This window comes from Paenibacillus aurantiacus (assembly GCF_042431225.1).
GTDB classification, from domain to species: Bacteria; Bacillota; Bacilli; order Paenibacillales; family Paenibacillaceae; genus Paenibacillus_Z; species Paenibacillus_Z aurantiacus.
The window spans coordinates 72,196-88,861 of the sequence record NZ_JBHMDO010000055.1 but is presented as its reverse complement, the minus strand read 5'-3'; the positions used below and the strand labels follow the sequence as shown (position 1 = coordinate 88,861).

The following is a 16,666-nucleotide window of genomic DNA, read 5'->3' as shown; positions in this document are numbered from 1 at the left end:
CCTTACACCTTGGCGAGCAACTCGCGAAGCTCGGTTACGATCGTCTGCTGATAATCGGTGCCATCGCCGTAGCGGCGTCCCATCTCTTGGCGCGTCTCGGCGAGCTTCTCCTGGTAATCGGCAGCCTCGCGGTCCGGATTCGCCTGCTTGAAGGCAATCATCGCTTCCTGCACGTGTGCCGGACGCGGTCCCCACTGGCCGAGCACGTCGCCTTCGGCGTTCGCCGCGATGACGATCGGAATCGAACGTCCGCCCATCGTCAGGAATTCGTCCATCGTATCCAGATGCTCTTCCATGATCAAGACTTCTACCGGAAGGCCAGAATGCTCAAGCGCCTTGAACACGACCGGCACGTTGCGCACGACGTCGCCGCACCACTCGGCCATCAAGATCAGGATGCGCAGGTCGCCGCGGTTCCGCAGTCCTGCGAAGAACGCGCGGTCTTCTTCGCTGTGCCACTCGAACCGATTGCTCCAATCCTCGAACGCTTCCTTATTCTTCTGCATACCGTCAATAAACTGCTGCGGACTAATGCCTTTGTTCAGCTTGTTCGCTACGTTCTTGCTCATCGGTATCCCTCCTGGGAAATGATCGTTATGTACGAGTCAATCGTTGATCCAACTTCTCTCCATTGTACCAAACCCGGAGCTACGGCACCAAATTATACCGTTTTGCCGCGCTTACGAAGCGTCTTGAACAGGACGTACACGACCAACAGCGCAATCGCGATCAGCAGCGCAGGCTGTACATAAGGCCCGGCCTTCTCATCGATATTCTCCCATTGGTCGCCGAGCGAATTGCCCAAGTACACGAACAGGATCGACCACGGGATCGATGCAAGCAGCGTCAAGATCGTGAACAGACCGAAATTCATGCGCGCCATGCCGGCCGGAATCGAGATCGCTTGGCGCATAACCGGTACGAACCGGGCCGTGAAGACGATGCCGGAGCCGTATTTATTGAACCATTTCTCCGCCGTATCCAAGTGCTTCGGCGAAATTTTGATGAACTTGCCGTATTTTTCAAAGAATGGCCTGCCGGCAAATCTGCCGATCGCATATAGTATCCACTGTTGGATGACCGCGCCGATCGTTCCGCAAATAACCGCGGCCAGGAAGGTAATCTCGCCCTTGTACACCAGGTAGCCGCCGAACGCCAGCACGATTTCGCTCGGGATGACTTCGATCGCAAGACCGATGATAATGCCCCAATAACCTAACTCCTCAATCCAGTGCAACGCGGTGGTTGCAAGCTCGTGAATCCACTCCATTCTCCGTCTCCTATCATTTCTAAATTTGAACGCTTCTGTCTCTATCGGTATTCTAGCACATCAGGTGGCATGCCTCCATAAGACCATACACACAATAAAGTGACAATTCCGTCACATCGCACGAATGCTGCCAAAAACCGGTAGACATGCCTGAACAAGCCCGTGCATAGACTAGCTGTGTTTAATACGAAGAAAGCAGGTGGGCGTTGCATGACCAACATTTTCGTCATTACCAAAAAACAACTCAAGCTGTTCGCGGTTTTGCTCCTAGCCGTCGTTGTCGCGGTCGTATGCTTCAAGTGGAACCAGTCGCAGGCCGCCATGGCGACGCCTAGCCAGACGCGCGTCATGCATCTGGTCACAGGGGAATTCGAGGCGCGCGACGCCGGCGGCAAAAAGATCGAAGCCTATCTCTGGTCGCCGAGCAGCATCTTCGTGAGCTCCGGCGAGGAAGTCGAGCTGCATCTAACGGGCATCAGCGGCGAAACGCATCCGTTCGTCATCGAAGGACTCGGCGTCCAAGGGACGGTGGAGAAAGGCAAAACGACGGTCGTCAAATTCAAGGCGGAGAAGAAAGGCACCTATCCGATCATCTGCCAAACGCACGATACGCGCGAGCATAACGGTCCGATGGTTGGCTACATTTACGTGCAATAGAGGCTGGGCCCGGGCAGGTGACCATTCGGCAGCCGCTCGCATATATAGGGGAATGAGAGGAGTCGGTCACGATGAAACCATCCCCCCCTTCCAAACATGCGGCCGGGCTGCCGACCGCGCGCAAAATCCGGCGTGCCTGCGACAATGAGCTGTACCGGACCGTCAAGCGTCTGAACGTCTACGTCTCCAAAGAAAAGCTCGAAGCGGCGGAGAAGCTGTACTTCAAGAAAGTAGCCCTCAATCTCCCCTGGATTGCGGAGAACCAAAGCAACCGCCGCAAACTCGCCGACTGGTGGGACGAGAACGTCAGCGCGGAGATCGCCGAATTGTGGGACGTCGACTTGGCCAAACTCCAGGCGGCCTTCCGCGAAGCGTTCGGCGGTTAGCCCCCTTTCCGTAGTCAGAGCTAGACATGCCAAATGGCGCCGCAGGCCTCATGCCTGTGGCGCCATTGTGCATTGCAGCGAAGATGGACTATGCGTTCGCCGCAACGGACCGTCGGCGATGCGGAGCCGCAGCCCCTAGCCGATGACGGCGAATGCCTCCGAACCCGCCGGAATGCTCCGGGAACGGAATTGCACGCCGTGCGTGTTAAAGATGCGGATCGTCAGATTGGACGTCGTCAGCACGCCGACGTTGCCGAACTGCACAACGCCGAAATTGTCAAAAAAAGCGGTCGAGACCAGCGTGTTGTTTCGGAATAGGCGGGCGAAAAATCCTCTCGTGTTGAACGTGACGCCGTTGTTCTGGACCCACAGCACCGTCAACCGGTTCAAGTAGACGGCTTTCGCGCTTCCGGTCGGGATTTTGGCCGTACGGATGACCCTCCCCTTGCTGGATGCGAGACGCTTCGGTTTTACTCGAGTCGATGCCATTCTCCAACTCCTCCTCTTGCGTTTCCTTCAGCATATGCTAGGGAAACAAGAGCGGCCCGGACGAACGCACGCAGCCTCTTACCTATTTTGTCAGGTTCGGCAGGCGGGAGATTTATCGGCTATCGACATCTGACTAGCAAATAAAAAAAGGAAACGCGGCCGCAGCCGGTTCCCTTGATTCCCCAATCCACGTTCATGTCGGGCGAACGGCTTACATGCGCTCCAGCGACTTGCGCTTCTCCTTGATCCGGTAATAATTCGATACTTGCTCGCGGATCAAGAACGCGCGAAGCATCCTCGTCTGCAGCTCGTTCAACCCCACGAAGCGCGCGCCGTAGAAGCAATATTCCCCTTCCAACTCGCGCCGCACGATCTCCAGCTGGCAGCTGAGCTCATGACCCAGCGAGACGACCGCCGGCAGGATCTCGCCGATGCCAAGCGTCACGTTATGCACGGCTTCGAACCCGATGCCGCTGAGCGACACATTCCTCGTCTTGAATACCGCCGCCGGCTCCTCGTCGATGTCGTCCGCGCCTTCCGCCCCGGTTGCCTGTGTGCTTGGCTGAATCTTCCCGTCCAGCCGGACCTCGACGCGGGTCGCCTCCCGCTTCTCCTCCAGCCCCGCCAGCGACTTGGGCGGCAGCAGCACAGCCAGCGACCCTTCCGCCACCGCGATAACGGTGGATTGCAGCCGCTGGATGCCAACCGGCGAATAGAGCGTAAGATGAACCGGGTCTCCCAGATGGAACGACTTGAACTCGGACATTTCGATCTCCAGCATCTCGCCTTCCACATGGGTGACCAGACCCGTGGATACGTACCCGTCCTTCTCGACGACCGTTCTGCTATCGAGCAGCGCCTGCAGGGGATACGTCGTCATTTCTTTGCCGTACACGCCGGATTGTTCAACTCTAGATGCTCTCGTCATGATGTGGTGTGCCTCCGTGAATACAAAATAAAAAAGCCGCTTCCTGGAACTTGAGCCGCCTTCGTCATCCTGTACACGGATGCCCTCGCTTCGGCGGCCAGGCTGTCGTTGTCCGCGATGCACGCGAACGGTAGACCCTTTAGCTTTGCGTCCTTGCCTTTCAGCAAGTTTGCCTTTGTCGTGCATTCAATTGTCCACGCGGTTCGCGTGTCTTCGCCAACGCTTCGCGCCGCGGTTAAACTTCCTTGACGATGAGCAAGTTGTTGGAATCCTTCAGTTCGATCTCGTACGCCGCCGCCGGCGGGTTGCCGTCCGCTTCCCGAATGATTCTCACCGTCGGACGGTGGACGGCCAGCGGGTTGTTGGCGGATACGACAGCGATCTGGCCGGAGCTTAACAGCACGGTCGTCGCAATCGGATAGATGGAGATGTGTTTACAGAACATTTTGATCAAATTCACGTCGAAGTACGTATTGCCCGCCGCGAACAAAAACTCGATCGCTTCCGTCGGCGTATACCGTTTGCGGTGCGGTCTCGGCGAGGTCAGCGCGTCGTAAACGTCCGCGATGGCGATGATCTGGGCGTATTCGTGAATGTCGTTGCCTTTGATCCCGCGGGGATACCCGCTTCCGTCGAACCGCTCGTGATGTTGGAACGCGCAGTGCGCCGACAACAACGATACGTCGTGCTGCGCGCGAAGCAGGTTGAACCCATCCTCCGCATGCTTCTGAACCGAGCCACGCTCCGTGTCGCTCAAGAACGCCGCCTTGTTCAGCAGTTCCTTCGGCACTTGCGTCATGCCGATATCGAACAGTAAAGCACCGACGCCCAGCTCCTCCAGCTGATTGCGGTTGTATCCTTTGGCCACGCCCATAATGCCGGCGAGTATAGCGACATTAACCGAATGATTGAAGAGATAAGAGTCCATCGCTTGAATATTCGTCAAGCTGACCAACATGTCTTGCCGTGCAGACAGGTCCTGCATCATCTGACCGAATACCGTGCGGAACGTGCGTCCAAGCTCCGGGGCGACCGTGCGCCCTTTGGTCTTGTGCGTATCCATGAGCGTCGTCATCGTCTTGTGGACTTCGTTCATCGCCTTGCGGCGCGTCTCGTCCTGAATCGCCGAGCTTGGCTCCAGATCCTCGGTCATGTCATCTTGGATATAGAGCATGTCGATGCCCAAATTCTCCAGCCTGTCGATAAATCGTTGGGTTAACTCGACGCCTTCCCCCAGCAGAACATTGCCATTCTCTTGAAAGACGGTGCGCCCCAGTTTGTCCCCCGGCCTTACCGAGGAAATATGCGCTTTTCTCATTTGCCATTCCGCCTTTGATTGCCTGTTTATTGTGCCATTGCCTGCGCCGATTCCTGTTCGGCTTGGTCTCGTTTGGCCAACAGCTTGTCTGCATACATCCTTGTATCGGCAATCTGCGCAAGCTGGCTGATCTGAGCGCCGTCAGCCGGATAGGCGGCCACTCCAGCCGATACGGCAAGCCGGATTCCCGTACGCAGCGAGGCATATTCCAGTCGCTCGCGAACGCTGCGCAGCAGCGTGGCGACCGCCTTGTCGTCGGCATAGGGGCAGATGACCATGAACTCATCGCCGCCCCACCGCGCCACGATCTCCCCGCACTCCGCGCAATGTCGAAGCGCCAGCGCGACCTCACGGATCGCCGCGTCGCCTTTGGCATGGCCGAGCGAATCGTTGACTTGCTTGAAATCGTTGACATCGAGCAGTATGATGGCCATCCGCTTACGCTGTTTACTGGCACGTGCCGTCAATTTGACGAATCCCGTCTCCACGAAGCGCCGATTGTAAGCGCCTGTCAGCGGGTCCATGACAGACAGCCGGGCCAGCCGGTCATACTTCCAACCTAGCCACCAGCCAGCGGGGACGGAGACGGCGGCAAACATCAGCGCGCCGGCGCAAGCCCGAAGCAGATGACTTTCCTCGGGCCAAAGCCCGTAAAGCGCGGCGCCGCCGGACAAGCCGACCGCGGCCGCTATTGCTGTCATTCTACCTCGATACGCCACCCGTCTCCCTCTCCTTCTCATCGCTCGACTACCTGATTGCAACCCTTCTTCGCGCCAATCCCTTCTCGGGGACGAAGGGGAACTGTCAGTCCCGCGGGGATCGATTCGAACGCCCCTTGCCCTCCCGCGAGCCTCGCTTCGCCGGAAGAATGTCCAGCACGTCGCACACGGCCCGGGAAGACTGCGAACGAACCGAATTTATAGATGATGAAACCTGTCGTTCGACTTCGAAATCGGGCAGAAGCAGTCGTTCGGAATCGCTTCCAACAATTCCCTTAGGCGTCGACAGTTAAGCGATAAGCAGCTAGCATGCGCAAAGAATTACGTTCCGCCAGCGGCGCAAAATCAGCGCGCCGGCCTTCTCTATATCATCGGCCATCGCATCACGCAGAAGCAGCAGGGATGCTCTATGCAGTAAGAGGATAACGTTATGGACAACGATAGGAACAAGAATCTCAAAAGAACGAGGAACAGACAGCAATCCACCCCTGCCGTCAGTCCCGAAACGATCGTCCCACATCTGAATTAACGGATTTTTCCTAGGACTTCGCGTATAGTTTTTATTTTATCATACGCAATTTGCGTCGACAATCTCTATGTCATGTATTCGAATACTAGTTACCTAGTTACAATGGATTACTTGTAAGCGGCAAGACGTTCCGCAAGCGCGGTTTCCAGATAGGGCGAAAGGTTCAGTCCATCCCGAAATGCGACATACTCCTCCCATTTGCGCGCACCAGCCTTGCTTCCGCTGGCCGTTGCCCGGATGAGCAGGTTCTTGGGCGTATGCTCGGGGTCGATGAATTCGAGCAGCTGCACTTTGTAGCCGATGACTTCGAGCAGCTGCGCGCGCACCGCGTCGGTCGCCAGCGCGCTGAACCGCTCCTTGAGCAGCCCATGCGACAGCAGCGGAGCGAGCGTGTCGTTCTTCACCTGCTTGAACAGCTCGTGCTGACAGCATGGCACCGACAAAATGACCGACGCTCCCCATCCGACCGCTTTGGCCAGCGCCGCGTCCGTCGCGGTGTCGCAGGCATGCAGCGTCACGACCATATCGGCTTTGGACAGTTCATTAAAATCCGCGATATCGCCAACCTGAAATTTGAGCCGGTCATAACCCAGTTTCTCCGCCAGCTCCGTGCAGAAGGCAATGACGTCTTCCTTCAGATCCAGACCGATGACCGAGATCGGCCGCTGCTGCTCGATCGCGAGCAGGTGGTACAGCGCGAAGGTCAAATACGACTTCCCGCAGCCGAAATCGACAATCTTAATCTCCCGGTCCGTCGGCAGCTCGGGCAGCACGTCGCTAACCATCTCAAGGAACCGATTGATCTGGCGGTATTTATCCTGCTTCTTGGCGGCGACTTGACCGTCCTTCGTCATGATGCCCAGCTCCACGAGAAACGGCGCCGCCGTCCCTTCCTGGATCACCCGCTGCTTCTGACGGTTGTGCGCCAGCGGCGCCGCCGCATTCTTGGCTGTCGGCGGCTTGCGCAGCACGGCAGCCTTGCCTTTCTTGTTGAACAAAATTTGAATATCCGCCTCCACGGTCTTGAGCAGCGCCTGGCGATAATGAAGCTGAAGCCAATCGGCGAGACGTTCCGCCGCTTCGGCTTCCGGCACGTTCTCATGCGTGACCTTCGTCGGAAAGTGGTATTCGAATTGGTAATACCGGCTGCCGCGCAGCTCGATCGGCCGCACCGCGGTCTTCGGCGGCGCGTCGCCGTCCTTGCGTCTAAGTTGACTGAAGGAAGCCTGCAGCAGCCGTCCTGCCGCTACCGCTTCCCGAATATCCGTTATCCATGTATCCATCGTGAGTCTCGTTCAGCTCCTCGCTTCTTCATGCCGTTCCAACTGCGCCAGCGCCGCGCCCACTTCCTCCCGCGTCACGCCGCCGCTTCGCAGCGTATCCTCTGGCAGCAGAAGAAGACGACGATAGAATGCCTCGGTCTCCGACCGCGGCAGCTCGCCGTCCTCCATCAATTCATAGTGAACATCCTCTGCCTTGTCGAACCGGCTGTGCGCCTCGTAAAACTCCGCCAGCAGCTTCTTCGTTGCCGGCGGCAGCTCGTAAGGCGCCAGCAGCGCGACCAGCTCCTCCGCTTCCTCGGAAGCGGGCTTCGCCAGCGGCGGTGCGTCCAGCAGCGCCATCCGCGCGAACAGATGAAGCGACTTCAGCCGGGAGGCGTAAGCCGCTTCCTCATCCTCCAGCTCCTCGTGCAGCTGTCCTTCTTCCTTCAACAGCAGCGCGATGCCCTGCACGTTCGCCGTCTCGACAACGCCGCTGCGCGACATCATCCGGATAAGATCCGTATCCGAGAGCGAGCGGATCAGCTTGCCGTTCATCCGAAACAGCTTGTCGAGCTGCTCATCGATGATCTGCAGCGCCTCCTCCTGCTTCTTCTCCCGGCGCAATCCGAGCAGCACGCCGCTGACTTCCCCGATCTGCTCGATCATGCGCATAAAATAATCCCGTTGGAACACGTTTCTCTCTCCCCGCGGCGCTGCGGCCCTTATTCACAAGCGAGGAGCCGCCGCCGTCATACGGTCACCCGCTCGGCCGGCGGCCCCTTTTATTATTTCTTCACGTACAAATGGCGGACGAAGGCCGAGATGCGATTGCCGAGCTCGGCCGGCGACTCGACCATGCTCATATGACCCGAGCCGCTGAGCAGCACTTGCGAGACGTTCTTCCCTTCCGACGTAAACGTGTTCTTGGCGGGAATGACGCCGTCCTCCGAGCCGGCCACGAGCAGGCGCGGCACTTCCAAATTCTCCAGTACGCTGCGGCGGTCCTTGCGCGACTTCATGCCGAGCGCGGTCGCGGCCGCCGCCTCGGGCGAAGTCGCATAGCCGATTGCGGTCACGCGCTTCAAAGCCTTCTCCATCGTCTCAATATGCTCCGGCGCGAACAGCTTCGGCACGAGCCCGTTCACGAACGTCTCGATGCCCTCGGTCCTGATCGTGTTCACCGCCTTGTCGCGGCCGATCTTCGCCTGATCGCTGTCGGGCAGCGACGTGGAGTGGATCAAGCCGAACGACTCCAGCTTGTCCGGATGCTTCTCTGCGAATGCGAGCGACACGTAGCCGCCGAGCGAATGCCCGAACAGGCAGACGCGTTCGACCGACAGCTGACGAAGCAGCTCCGCGAGATCGTCCGCGAACGACTCCATCGCGTAGACTTCCTCGCTTGCCGCCGAACTCAAGCCGTGGCCGCGCAGGTCCGGAATGATGATGCGGCCCAAGCCGCCGATCAGCGGGAGCACGTCTTCCCAATAAGCCGAGCTGCCGCAGAAGCCATGCAGCAGCACCGCGGCGGCGCCTTGCGGCAGCACGCCTTCTTTGTCGCCGGAATCGTAGTAAGCGATCTTCAGTCCGTTCGCAAGCTCGGTCTGGCGGTTGGCAATGGTTACAGCTGTCATCTATAACACGCCCTTTACGAATAATAGTAGATTAAGAAGTCGATCGTATTCTTCATTCACCGTTCAGGCTCCATCATGAATCGGACCAGCCTCGTATCCGACGGATAATCCGACACCTCTCCGTTATCCCCCGCTGGAGAAATTCCCCACGCTTGACTGATCGCCTCTGCCGTATCCCGCGCCATTCCGATCACCTGGTACAGCGACGCTCGCTGCAAGCTCCAATAGGGCTTGGCGCTAAGCGGACCAACAATCCCGCCGATGCTGTAATCTCCGACGGGGGCTAGCTGCCCGCCCGTGGCCCGGGATGGATAGAGCGGACCTGCCGCGACGAGGAATCCGCCAACGCCGTCCGCCTTGCCAAGGCCGGCATCGACGGCGATAACGACCCGCTCCTGCGGCAGCGATTGCGTCAACACGCCATAATGTTCCGCGTCGCATGGCGCAGCAAGCGTGCCGACGACGTTCTTCCAGCCGCGCTCCGCCAGGAGCGTGCCGACCCAAGTGCCATAGCTGTCCCCGGTCGAGCGGTCCGTGCCGATGCATACGATGGCGAGCCCCTCCGGGTCCGGATGCCGAGCCGCAATGTCGCTTAGAAACAGCCGCAATCCCGCGAGATCGGCACGCTGCCAAGCCGTTCTGCCTTGCTCCGGGCCGCTGCGCCCCTTCGCCTTGCTTCTCATCGTCCGTCCCCCCTTACCGCCGAGGCAGTTCAAAAAGTCGCCAATTGATCACGAGACAGATCAAGACGTAGCTCGGCAGTGAATCTGGCGTTCAGGCTTGAAGTCCGGTGCTCATTTAGGTTGGCCTAAACTCCGCTCCTCCTTCTTCGCCTTCTCGCCACCTTCTCGGTGCTGAATCGTCGACTTTTTGAACGCTCAATTTAAATTGTACTCCAATTCCCCCTCCTGCTCAAACCGCTTATGTGGCGGGCAGACGGGCCGCATGGTACAATACGGACAGCGATAAGACAAAGGATGTGTCCCGGCATGAAGAACCTGAACGAGCCTACGCAAGAGAACGTGGAATTTATGATTGAAGAGATCAAGACCAAACTTCGGATGGCTACGGCCGCCGCGATGCAGGCATCGAGCTTTTCCGTTGGGCGTTACGAGGATATCAAGGATTTGTATGAGGTCGTCGCGAGCAAGGAGAAGTTCAGCATCAGCGAAGTGGAAGCGCTCGTCTCGGAGCTTGGCCAATTGCGCAAGTAAGCCTAAGATGAGTCATGGCGGCTTGGCTGCCGCCGTCTTGAAGCGGCGGAGCGTTTCATCCCGCTTATAAAATGCTTGTAATCTAGGAAAGGCGTGCAAGAGCGAAGCGCTCTCGCGCGTCTTTTTTCATAGGAACGGATCGGTCTCCCGTAGTATCGCCAAGAGTGGGGTGGCAGTCCTGTCGGACGGTGTCGGATCGCAATGCGGAGGCCCGAACCAGCCAGAGAACGACGAGGGCGAATAGAGGAAGAGGAAACTCCGGTTAGTCCGGCTGCCATTTTACGACCGCAATGCTGTGTTGCGTCTACTTGTTTAAGACTTAAAGCTTAGATGCGTTGTCTCGGTAAAGCGCGAAGGTGAAAAATTAGATGTCTTCCATTTCCGCGTCATCCGCCAATTCGTCCGAGGCATGATCGGCCGCGATCGACAGCTTGATTGTCACTTCTTTCTGCTCACCCTTCAGAAAATGCGCCAAACGCTCCAATTTGTCCGCCAATTCCGGTCCGCTCAGCGTCACGTTGAGCTCGTAGGCGAACTGATCGGCCGGCGTCTTCCGCGAAGTCGAGGTGTACGTGTAGCCGGCATTGAAGCCGTTGCGCGAAGGGAGAAGCTGTTCGGGGTAGAACTTATCCGACTTATTGACTACCCGCTCGTAAATACGGAGCTTCTTCAGCAGCATGTAGTACTGGGCGGAATGCTTAAAGCCCCATACCTCGCGAATGTCCTTCAGCGTGTAATCGATTTTGTACTGCTTCAGCTTCTCCACCTGCTCGTCTGCCGACAGCTTGAGAAAATCATCGAGAGCCACGATCGAGATTGACACCAAAATTACCTCCTCGTTAAAAGAACTTGTCGTTTCGGTATTCGATGCGAAGGATTCATTTCCTTTTTTTTATTTATAATAAATTCCATTATTTTTTATAATAAATGATTGCTTTTTTCCGATCACTTGTTCTCACTGAAAATCGGTTCAAAAAAAGACAGTTTGGGCTGAACCGATGCTCCGATTCGTGCCCAACTGTCTTTTTGGCGCTTCGCGCGGCAAATCTATTGCGCGGTCATCCCCATCGATTGCAGGAACCGTGCGAACGCCTGCCGGCCTTCCGCCGTACGCTTGTATACCCCCGCATCCTTCAGCACGTCGAGGAACTTGCGTCCGACTTCATCTCGCAGCACGTCCGCCGCCGCATCCGGCGCCAGCGCCGAGCCATGCTCGCGCAGCATCGATTCGATCCATGCCGCATGCTTGGCAAGCGGACCTCCCGCGACCGCGGACGGATCGTACGCCTTACCGCCGGTGAGCAGCAGCGCGATCTCCTCCAGCTCCGTCTTCAATCGGCCTGGCAGCACCGCAAGGCCCATGACTTCGATCAAGCCGATATTCTCCTGCTTGATATGATGCAGCGGTTGGTGCGGATGGAAAATGCCGCCCGGGTGCTCTTCGCTCGTCCGGTTATTGCGCAGCACCAAATCCAGCTCGTATTCGCCATTGTCCCGCAGGCGCGCGATCGGCGTAATCGTGTTATGCGGCACGGAACCGTCCGGACCGTCCGTGAACGCGAAAATATCCGCTTGCGGATCGCTGTACGCGCGCCAAGCCGCCAGCATGCGCTCGGCCGCGGCCAACACTTCCGCCTTGTCCGCGCCGCTGAGCCGGACGACCGACATCGGCCACGCGACTGTGCCGAACCGGACTCCTGGCGCCTGCGCATCCGCGAATACCGCGTCGACCGGCGCGGTCTCCATCGGGAACACGTGACGGCCCGCCTGGAAGTGGTCGTGGTTCAGAATCGAACCGCCGACGATCGGCAAATCCGCGTTCGAACCAATGAAGTAATGCGGGAACTGCTCGACGAAATCGAGCAGCCGCGCGAACGTGTCCGACGAAATCCGCATCGGCGTATGCTCGGCGCGGAATACGATGCTGTGCTCGTTGTAATAAACGTACGGCGAATATTGGAAGAACCACGATTCGCCCTTCAGCGCAAGCGGAATGACCCGCAAGTTCTGCCGCGCCGGATGATCGGCTCGTCCGGCGTAGCCGACGTTCTCGGCACAGAGCAGACACTTCGGATAACTGCTTGGCGCCATCGTCTTGAGCAGCGCGATCTCCTTCGGATCCTTCTCCGGCTTGGAGAGGTTGACCGTAATCTCCAGGCTGCCGTATTCGGTCGGCTGCCGCCAGTATTGGTTCTTGTTGATGCGGTCCATGCGAATATAGTTCGAATCGATGCTCAGCCGGTAGAAGTCGTCCGTCGCCGCCTGGACTCCTCCTTCTTGCGCAAGACTCGCGAAGCGGGCCGCCGTCTCGGACGGGCGCGGCATGAGCAGTCCCATGATCTTGGCGTCGAGCAAATCCCGGAACGTGGTCGTGTTGCCTTGAATCAGACCGACCGACGCGCCGTAGTCGAGCAGCGGCTCGAGCAGCATCACCGGGCTTGGCAGCTCTTCGACCGGTACCTCGCCGCCGTGCGGCTCCGTGAACCGGAACAGGTCCAACAGCGCATTGCGCGCCGCGAAACGGTCCAGCGGCTCGATCATCCCCCGCTGCTCCGCGAATTGGACGAGCCGCTCGATCAGCAGCAGCGCCTCGCTTGCCGTTATCGTCTGATGTTGTTCCGTCATCTGTATATGCCCCTTTCAGACTGCAGCGCGCGTCCGACGTCTGCGATATGCGGTCGGCCGCGCGGGGAGTTTGCGCCTAGCGCGATTATTTATCGTTGTAGCCGTTCGGATTCGCTTGATGCCAAGCCCATGCGCTGCTAATGATATCCTCGAGCTTGTTGCGCGTCGGATTCCAGCCGAGCTCCGTGCGCGCGCGTTCGCTCGAGGCGACCAGCGTCGCCGGGTCGCCCGCGCGGCGCGCTTCGATGACGGCCGGGATGTCGCGGCCCGTGACGGCGCGCGCGATATCGATGACCTGCTTGACCGAGAAGCCCGTACCGTTGCCCAGGTTATACACCGAGCTATCGCCGCCTTTGCGCAGCCGGTCGACGGCCAGAACGTGCGCGTCTGCCAGATCGCTGACGTGGATGTAGTCGCGGATGCACGTGCCGTCTTCCGTCGGATAGTCGTCGCCGAATACCGAGATATGCGGGCGTTGGCCGAGCGCGGTCTGCAGGACGAGCGGAATCAAGTGCGTCTCCGGGCTGTGGTCTTCGCCAATGCGGCCGCTCGCGTGCGCGCCGGCCGCGTTGAAGTAACGCAGCGATACGTACTTGATGCCATAGGCCGTGTCGAACCACTTCATCATTTTCTCCATCGCCAGCTTCGTCTCGCCGTACGTGTTCGTCGGCAGCGTCCGGTCCGTCTCGCGGATCGGCACGCTCTCCGGCTCGCCGTATGTCGCCGCGGTCGAGGAGAACACGATGTACTTCACGCCGTGCTTGTTCATCGACTCCAGCAGGCAAAGCGTGCCGTAGACGTTGTTGTGATAATATTTGCCGGGATCCTTCATGCTCTCGCCGACGAGCGAGTTGGCCGCGAAGTGAATAACCGCGTCGATGCTGTTCTCGCGAAATACCGTGTCCAGAAACTCGCTATCGCGCAAATCGCCTACGTACAGTTTGCCGCCCAGCACCGCGTCCTTGTGTCCTTGCTGCAGGTTGTCGACGATGACGATTTCTTCCCCGCGCTCCTGCAGCGCCGCCACCGCGTGCGAACCAATATATCCCGCGCCTCCGGTTACTAATACAGCCATTATGATCTCTCTCCCTCTATCGCTTTATTTGTATTTTTAAGAGGTAGTTCAATTAGTCGCCAATTGATCACGAAGTCATATCAAGACGTAACTTACGCATCGAATCTGGCGTTCAGGCTTGAAGTCCGGTGCTCATTTAGGTCTGCCTAAACTCCGCTCCTCCTTCTTCGCCTTCTCGCCACCTTCTCGGTGCTGAATCGTCGACTTTTTGAACGCTTACTTTAAGAGGTAGTTCAATTAGTCGCCAATTGATCACGAAGCAGATCAAGACGTCGGTGCTGAATCGTCGACTTTTTGAACGCTCACTTTTAAGAAGCTTAAACGAGCTGCTCTACGCCGTTGCCGATCGAGCAGACGTAGAAGTCCGCGGTCAGCCCCGTCGCTTCGTTATAACGCTTGCCGACTTCCTCCTCGAACCGCGCCACTGCATCCTCGTGCACGAGCGATACGGTGCAGCCGCCGAAGCCCGCGCCTGTCATGCGCGACCCGAGTACGCCCGGTACTTGACGCGCCGCTTCCACCATCGCGTCGAGCTCGAAGCCCGTCACTTCGTACAGGTCGCGAAGCGAGTCGTGGGAGGCGTTCATCAGCTGGCCGAATGCCGCAAGATCGTTCGCTTTGAGCACTTCCATCGAACGGACGACGCGGTCGATCTCCTCGACAACGTGACGCGCTCTCTTGCGGACCGTCTCGTCCTTGATGAGATGGGCGTTCGCGTTGAAATCCGCGAGCGACAGCTGGCCGAGCAGCGTGAGATTCGGGAATGCCGTCTTCAAGTCTTCCACGGCCTGCTCGCATTGCGCGCGGCGCTCGTTGTACGCCGAGTCGACAAGGCCGCGGCGCTTGTTCGTGTTGCCGATGACGAGCTTGTAGCTGCCCGAGTTGAACGGCACAAGGTCGTACTCGAGCGTGTCGCACATGAGCAGAATCGCGTGGTCCTTGCGGCCGTTCGCCACCGCGAACTGGTCCATGATGCCGCACTGCACGCCGTTGAATTCGTTCTCGGACTTCTGCGCGAGCAGCGCAATCTTGACCGTATCGGTCTCGAAGCCCGCGAGGCTTTGCACCGCGTATGCCGTGACGACCTCGATGGAAGCCGAGGAGGACAGGCCCGCGCCGTTCGGGATTTCGCCGTGGAACAGCATGTCGAAGCCGCGTTCGAACGTCTTGCCCTGCTGCTGAAGCGTGCTGATAATGCCCTTCGGATAGTTCATCCAGTCGTCCGCTTCGTCGAATACGACCGGCGACAGCGGGAGGACTTTGTGCAGGTCGAAGTTCGTGGACGCGAAGCCGAGCTGCTGATCGTCGCGCTCGCGAATGACCAGCGTCGTCCCGAATGTCAGCGCGGCCGGGAAGACGTAGCCGCCGTTATAGTCGACGTGCTCGCCGATCAGATTGACGCGGCCCGGGGCATGGAAGACTTTGACGTCAGATGCGCTGCCGCCATAAATTTCGATAAACCGTGCTGTAAGCTCCTGGATGTTCGCCATCAAAGACCACTTTCCTTTATCTGCAAATTTAAAAGCTTTCGATAGGTTTAGTATACCGGAATGCGAAGTCGAACGAAATGGCTCAAAGTGCATGTTATATGGAGATATGTGACTTACTGCCGCAGTCTTGTCCGATGTTTGATCGCATTTATGGTACAATGGGCTCATATGACCAAACGGCAAAAGGAGGGCGCGCGCCTCATGGAACGTCCGTTCACGTACACGGTAGTCTCCAACCCCGTCCCGAATGCGCATGGCGACCTGTATGTCTTGTTTACCGGCGAAAGCCAAACAAAGCCCGCTCACCGGATCGGGCCGAAAGTGTACGACTACTACCTCATGCATCATGTCCTCTCCGGCAGCGGGACATTCACCGCCGGGGGCGAAACGTACGCGCTCGGCGCGGGGCATACGTTCCTTATTCGCCCGGAGCAGCTGATCAGCTACGCCTCCGACGAACGCGATCCGTGGCGTTACCGCTGGATCGCGTTCGAAGGTCGCCACGCCGCGGAGCTGCTCGCCTTGACGGGCCTGACCGGCGCTACCCCCGTGGCGCATGCCGGCGCGTCGAACCGGCGCATCGCGGTGCTGCTGCGCAGCATCGAGCGGACGTTCCGTGCCGGCGGCGGCGTCGCGCATCTGCGCGCGGCCGGCTATCTGCAGCTGCTGCTCGCCGAGCTCGGCGCATCGGGCGGAGAAGGCGGGGCCGCGCCCGACCGGCAAGGCGGGGACGGCGAAGCGCTTATCTCGCAGGTGATCCGCTATCTCTCCACGCAATACGCCGAGCCGGTGTCCATCGAGATGATGGCCGATACGCTCGGCTATAACCGCGCCTATCTGTCCCGCCTGTTCAAGCAGCGGACGGGCATGACGCCGGTCACGTTCCTCTTGAAGCTGCGCATCGACAAAGCCCGGCAGCTGCTGCGCGAGCGGCCGGAGCTGACGATCGAGCAGATCGCCTCTTCCGTCGGCATCCAGGACGCGCTCTATTTCTCGAAGCAGTTCAGGCGGTTCTACGAGATGTCGCCGAGCGCTTACCGGGAAGAAATGCGCCGCGTGTAAGGCACCTTGGC

Annotated in this window: 18 protein-coding genes and 1 riboswitch; of the genes, 4 read left to right on the top strand and 14 right to left on the bottom strand. The window is 58.6% G+C overall.

All coding sequences use genetic code 11. From position 1 onward, the window contains the following. Positions 1-2 precede the first annotated feature (2 nt). Both ACFFSY_RS34230 and uptA read right to left on the bottom strand, forming a co-directional pair. Positions 3-569 carry a thioredoxin family protein gene (locus tag ACFFSY_RS34230; RefSeq protein WP_377502974.1) on the bottom strand — a complete coding sequence of 189 codons (567 nt, stop codon included), beginning with the start codon at positions 567-569 and terminating at the stop codon, positions 3-5. A gap of 92 nt (positions 570-661) precedes the next feature. Next, entirely contained in the window at positions 662-1,270 is a 609-nt protein-coding gene (uptA, locus tag ACFFSY_RS34225; protein WP_377502972.1) for an undecaprenyl phosphate transporter UptA, read from the bottom strand. Positions 1,271-1,480: 210 nt separating this feature from the next. Between uptA and ACFFSY_RS34220 the strand changes: the two genes are divergently transcribed. Then, entirely contained in the window at positions 1,481-1,927 is a 447-nt protein-coding gene (locus ACFFSY_RS34220) for a cupredoxin domain-containing protein (protein ID WP_377502970.1), read from the top strand. A 71-nt stretch (positions 1,928-1,998) separates the two neighbouring features. After that, positions 1,999-2,313, top strand: a complete 315-nt coding sequence (locus tag ACFFSY_RS34215; protein WP_377502968.1) for a dehydrogenase — start codon at positions 1,999-2,001, stop codon at positions 2,311-2,313. A 135-nt stretch (positions 2,314-2,448) separates the two neighbouring features. Here ACFFSY_RS34215 and ACFFSY_RS34210 read toward each other — a convergent pair whose 3' ends face one another. The 8 genes from ACFFSY_RS34210 to ACFFSY_RS34175 all read right to left on the bottom strand — a co-directional run bounded on the left by ACFFSY_RS34210 (position 2,449) and on the right by ACFFSY_RS34175 (position 9,872). Beyond that, positions 2,449-2,802 (bottom strand): hypothetical protein, encoded by a 354-nt coding sequence (locus tag ACFFSY_RS34210; RefSeq protein WP_377502966.1) that lies wholly within the window; start codon positions 2,800-2,802, stop codon positions 2,449-2,451. Between the two features lie 211 nt (positions 2,803-3,013). Continuing rightward, positions 3,014-3,730: a PilZ domain-containing protein gene (locus ACFFSY_RS34205; protein ID WP_377502964.1), complete on the bottom strand. Its 717-nt coding sequence runs from the start codon at positions 3,728-3,730 to the stop codon at positions 3,014-3,016. 89 nt (positions 3,731-3,819) lie between these two features. Then, positions 3,820-3,914, bottom strand: a riboswitch (cyclic di-GMP riboswitch). A 51-nt stretch (positions 3,915-3,965) separates the two neighbouring features. Beyond that, positions 3,966-5,048: an HD-GYP domain-containing protein gene (locus tag ACFFSY_RS34200; protein ID WP_377502962.1), complete on the bottom strand. Its 1,083-nt coding sequence runs from the start codon at positions 5,046-5,048 to the stop codon at positions 3,966-3,968. A gap of 26 nt (positions 5,049-5,074) precedes the next feature. Continuing rightward, a complete protein-coding gene (locus tag ACFFSY_RS34195) occupies positions 5,075-5,749 on the bottom strand; it encodes a GGDEF domain-containing protein (RefSeq protein WP_377502960.1) in 675 nt (224 codons plus the stop codon). 654 nt (positions 5,750-6,403) lie between these two features. Continuing rightward, positions 6,404-7,579: a class I SAM-dependent methyltransferase gene (locus tag ACFFSY_RS34190; RefSeq protein ID WP_377502958.1), complete on the bottom strand. Its 1,176-nt coding sequence runs from the start codon at positions 7,577-7,579 to the stop codon at positions 6,404-6,406. Between the two features lie 12 nt (positions 7,580-7,591). Then, positions 7,592-8,251, bottom strand: coding sequence for a DUF6483 family protein (locus ACFFSY_RS34185; RefSeq protein WP_377502956.1), 660 nt, complete (start codon positions 8,249-8,251; stop codon positions 7,592-7,594). A gap of 92 nt (positions 8,252-8,343) precedes the next feature. After that, complete coding sequence (locus tag ACFFSY_RS34180) at positions 8,344-9,189, bottom strand: alpha/beta fold hydrolase (protein ID WP_377502954.1); 846 nt, start codon at positions 9,187-9,189, stop codon at positions 8,344-8,346. Between the two features lie 56 nt (positions 9,190-9,245). After that, the gene (locus ACFFSY_RS34175; RefSeq protein ID WP_377502952.1) at positions 9,246-9,872 is read right to left on the bottom strand and encodes a DUF1256 domain-containing protein; all 627 of its coding nucleotides are present in this window, start codon (positions 9,870-9,872) and stop codon (positions 9,246-9,248) included. 306 nt (positions 9,873-10,178) lie between these two features. Here ACFFSY_RS34175 and ACFFSY_RS34170 point away from each other — a divergent pair, with 306 nt between their 5' ends. Then, the gene (locus ACFFSY_RS34170) at positions 10,179-10,403 is read left to right on the top strand and encodes a DUF1128 domain-containing protein (RefSeq protein ID WP_377502950.1); all 225 of its coding nucleotides are present in this window, start codon (positions 10,179-10,181) and stop codon (positions 10,401-10,403) included. A 364-nt stretch (positions 10,404-10,767) separates the two neighbouring features. Here the strand turns inward: ACFFSY_RS34170 and ACFFSY_RS34165 are convergent, their stop codons facing one another. The 4 genes from ACFFSY_RS34165 to ACFFSY_RS34150 all read right to left on the bottom strand — a co-directional run bounded on the left by ACFFSY_RS34165 (position 10,768) and on the right by ACFFSY_RS34150 (position 15,593). Further along, the gene (locus ACFFSY_RS34165; RefSeq protein WP_377502948.1) at positions 10,768-11,226 is read right to left on the bottom strand and encodes a hypothetical protein; all 459 of its coding nucleotides are present in this window, start codon (positions 11,224-11,226) and stop codon (positions 10,768-10,770) included. A gap of 224 nt (positions 11,227-11,450) precedes the next feature. Then, positions 11,451-13,028: a UDP-glucose--hexose-1-phosphate uridylyltransferase gene (locus ACFFSY_RS34160; protein WP_377502947.1), complete on the bottom strand. Its 1,578-nt coding sequence runs from the start codon at positions 13,026-13,028 to the stop codon at positions 11,451-11,453. 85 nt (positions 13,029-13,113) lie between these two features. Beyond that, positions 13,114-14,103 carry a UDP-glucose 4-epimerase GalE gene (gene galE / locus ACFFSY_RS34155; protein WP_377502945.1) on the bottom strand — a complete coding sequence of 330 codons (990 nt, stop codon included), beginning with the start codon at positions 14,101-14,103 and terminating at the stop codon, positions 13,114-13,116. Between the two features lie 317 nt (positions 14,104-14,420). Then, positions 14,421-15,593: a galactokinase gene (locus ACFFSY_RS34150; RefSeq protein ID WP_377502943.1), complete on the bottom strand. Its 1,173-nt coding sequence runs from the start codon at positions 15,591-15,593 to the stop codon at positions 14,421-14,423. A gap of 201 nt (positions 15,594-15,794) precedes the next feature. Between ACFFSY_RS34150 and ACFFSY_RS34145 the strand changes: the two genes are divergently transcribed. Beyond that, positions 15,795-16,655, top strand: a complete 861-nt coding sequence (locus ACFFSY_RS34145) for an AraC family transcriptional regulator (protein ID WP_377502941.1) — start codon at positions 15,795-15,797, stop codon at positions 16,653-16,655. The last annotated feature ends 11 nt before the right edge of the window (positions 16,656-16,666 follow it).

Bases quoted from the DNA above. Each gene is read 5' to 3' on its own strand.
- ACFFSY_RS34230 (WP_377502974.1), bottom strand. From the start codon at position 569: ATGAGCAAGAACGTAGCGAACAAGCTGAACAAAGGCATTAGTCCGCAG.
- uptA (WP_377502972.1), bottom strand. From the start codon at position 1,270: ATGGAGTGGATTCACGAGCTTGCAACCACCGCGTTGCACTGGATTGAG.
- ACFFSY_RS34220 (WP_377502970.1), top strand. From the start codon at position 1,481: ATGACCAACATTTTCGTCATTACCAAAAAACAACTCAAGCTGTTCGCG.
- ACFFSY_RS34215 (WP_377502968.1), top strand. From the start codon at position 1,999: ATGAAACCATCCCCCCCTTCCAAACATGCGGCCGGGCTGCCGACCGCG.
- ACFFSY_RS34210 (WP_377502966.1), bottom strand. From the start codon at position 2,802: ATGGCATCGACTCGAGTAAAACCGAAGCGTCTCGCATCCAGCAAGGGG.
- ACFFSY_RS34205 (WP_377502964.1), bottom strand. From the start codon at position 3,730: ATGACGAGAGCATCTAGAGTTGAACAATCCGGCGTGTACGGCAAAGAA.
- ACFFSY_RS34200 (WP_377502962.1), bottom strand. From the start codon at position 5,048: ATGAGAAAAGCGCATATTTCCTCGGTAAGGCCGGGGGACAAACTGGGG.
- ACFFSY_RS34195 (WP_377502960.1), bottom strand. From the start codon at position 5,749: ATGACAGCAATAGCGGCCGCGGTCGGCTTGTCCGGCGGCGCCGCGCTT.
- ACFFSY_RS34190 (WP_377502958.1), bottom strand. From the start codon at position 7,579: ATGGATACATGGATAACGGATATTCGGGAAGCGGTAGCGGCAGGACGG.
- ACFFSY_RS34180 (WP_377502954.1), bottom strand. From the start codon at position 9,189: ATGACAGCTGTAACCATTGCCAACCGCCAGACCGAGCTTGCGAACGGA.
- ACFFSY_RS34175 (WP_377502952.1), bottom strand. From the start codon at position 9,872: ATGAGAAGCAAGGCGAAGGGGCGCAGCGGCCCGGAGCAAGGCAGAACG.
- ACFFSY_RS34170 (WP_377502950.1), top strand. From the start codon at position 10,179: ATGAAGAACCTGAACGAGCCTACGCAAGAGAACGTGGAATTTATGATT.
- ACFFSY_RS34160 (WP_377502947.1), bottom strand. From the start codon at position 13,028: ATGACGGAACAACATCAGACGATAACGGCAAGCGAGGCGCTGCTGCTG.
- galE (WP_377502945.1), bottom strand. From the start codon at position 14,103: ATGGCTGTATTAGTAACCGGAGGCGCGGGATATATTGGTTCGCACGCG.
- ACFFSY_RS34150 (WP_377502943.1), bottom strand. From the start codon at position 15,593: ATGGCGAACATCCAGGAGCTTACAGCACGGTTTATCGAAATTTATGGC.
- ACFFSY_RS34145 (WP_377502941.1), top strand. From the start codon at position 15,795: ATGGAACGTCCGTTCACGTACACGGTAGTCTCCAACCCCGTCCCGAAT.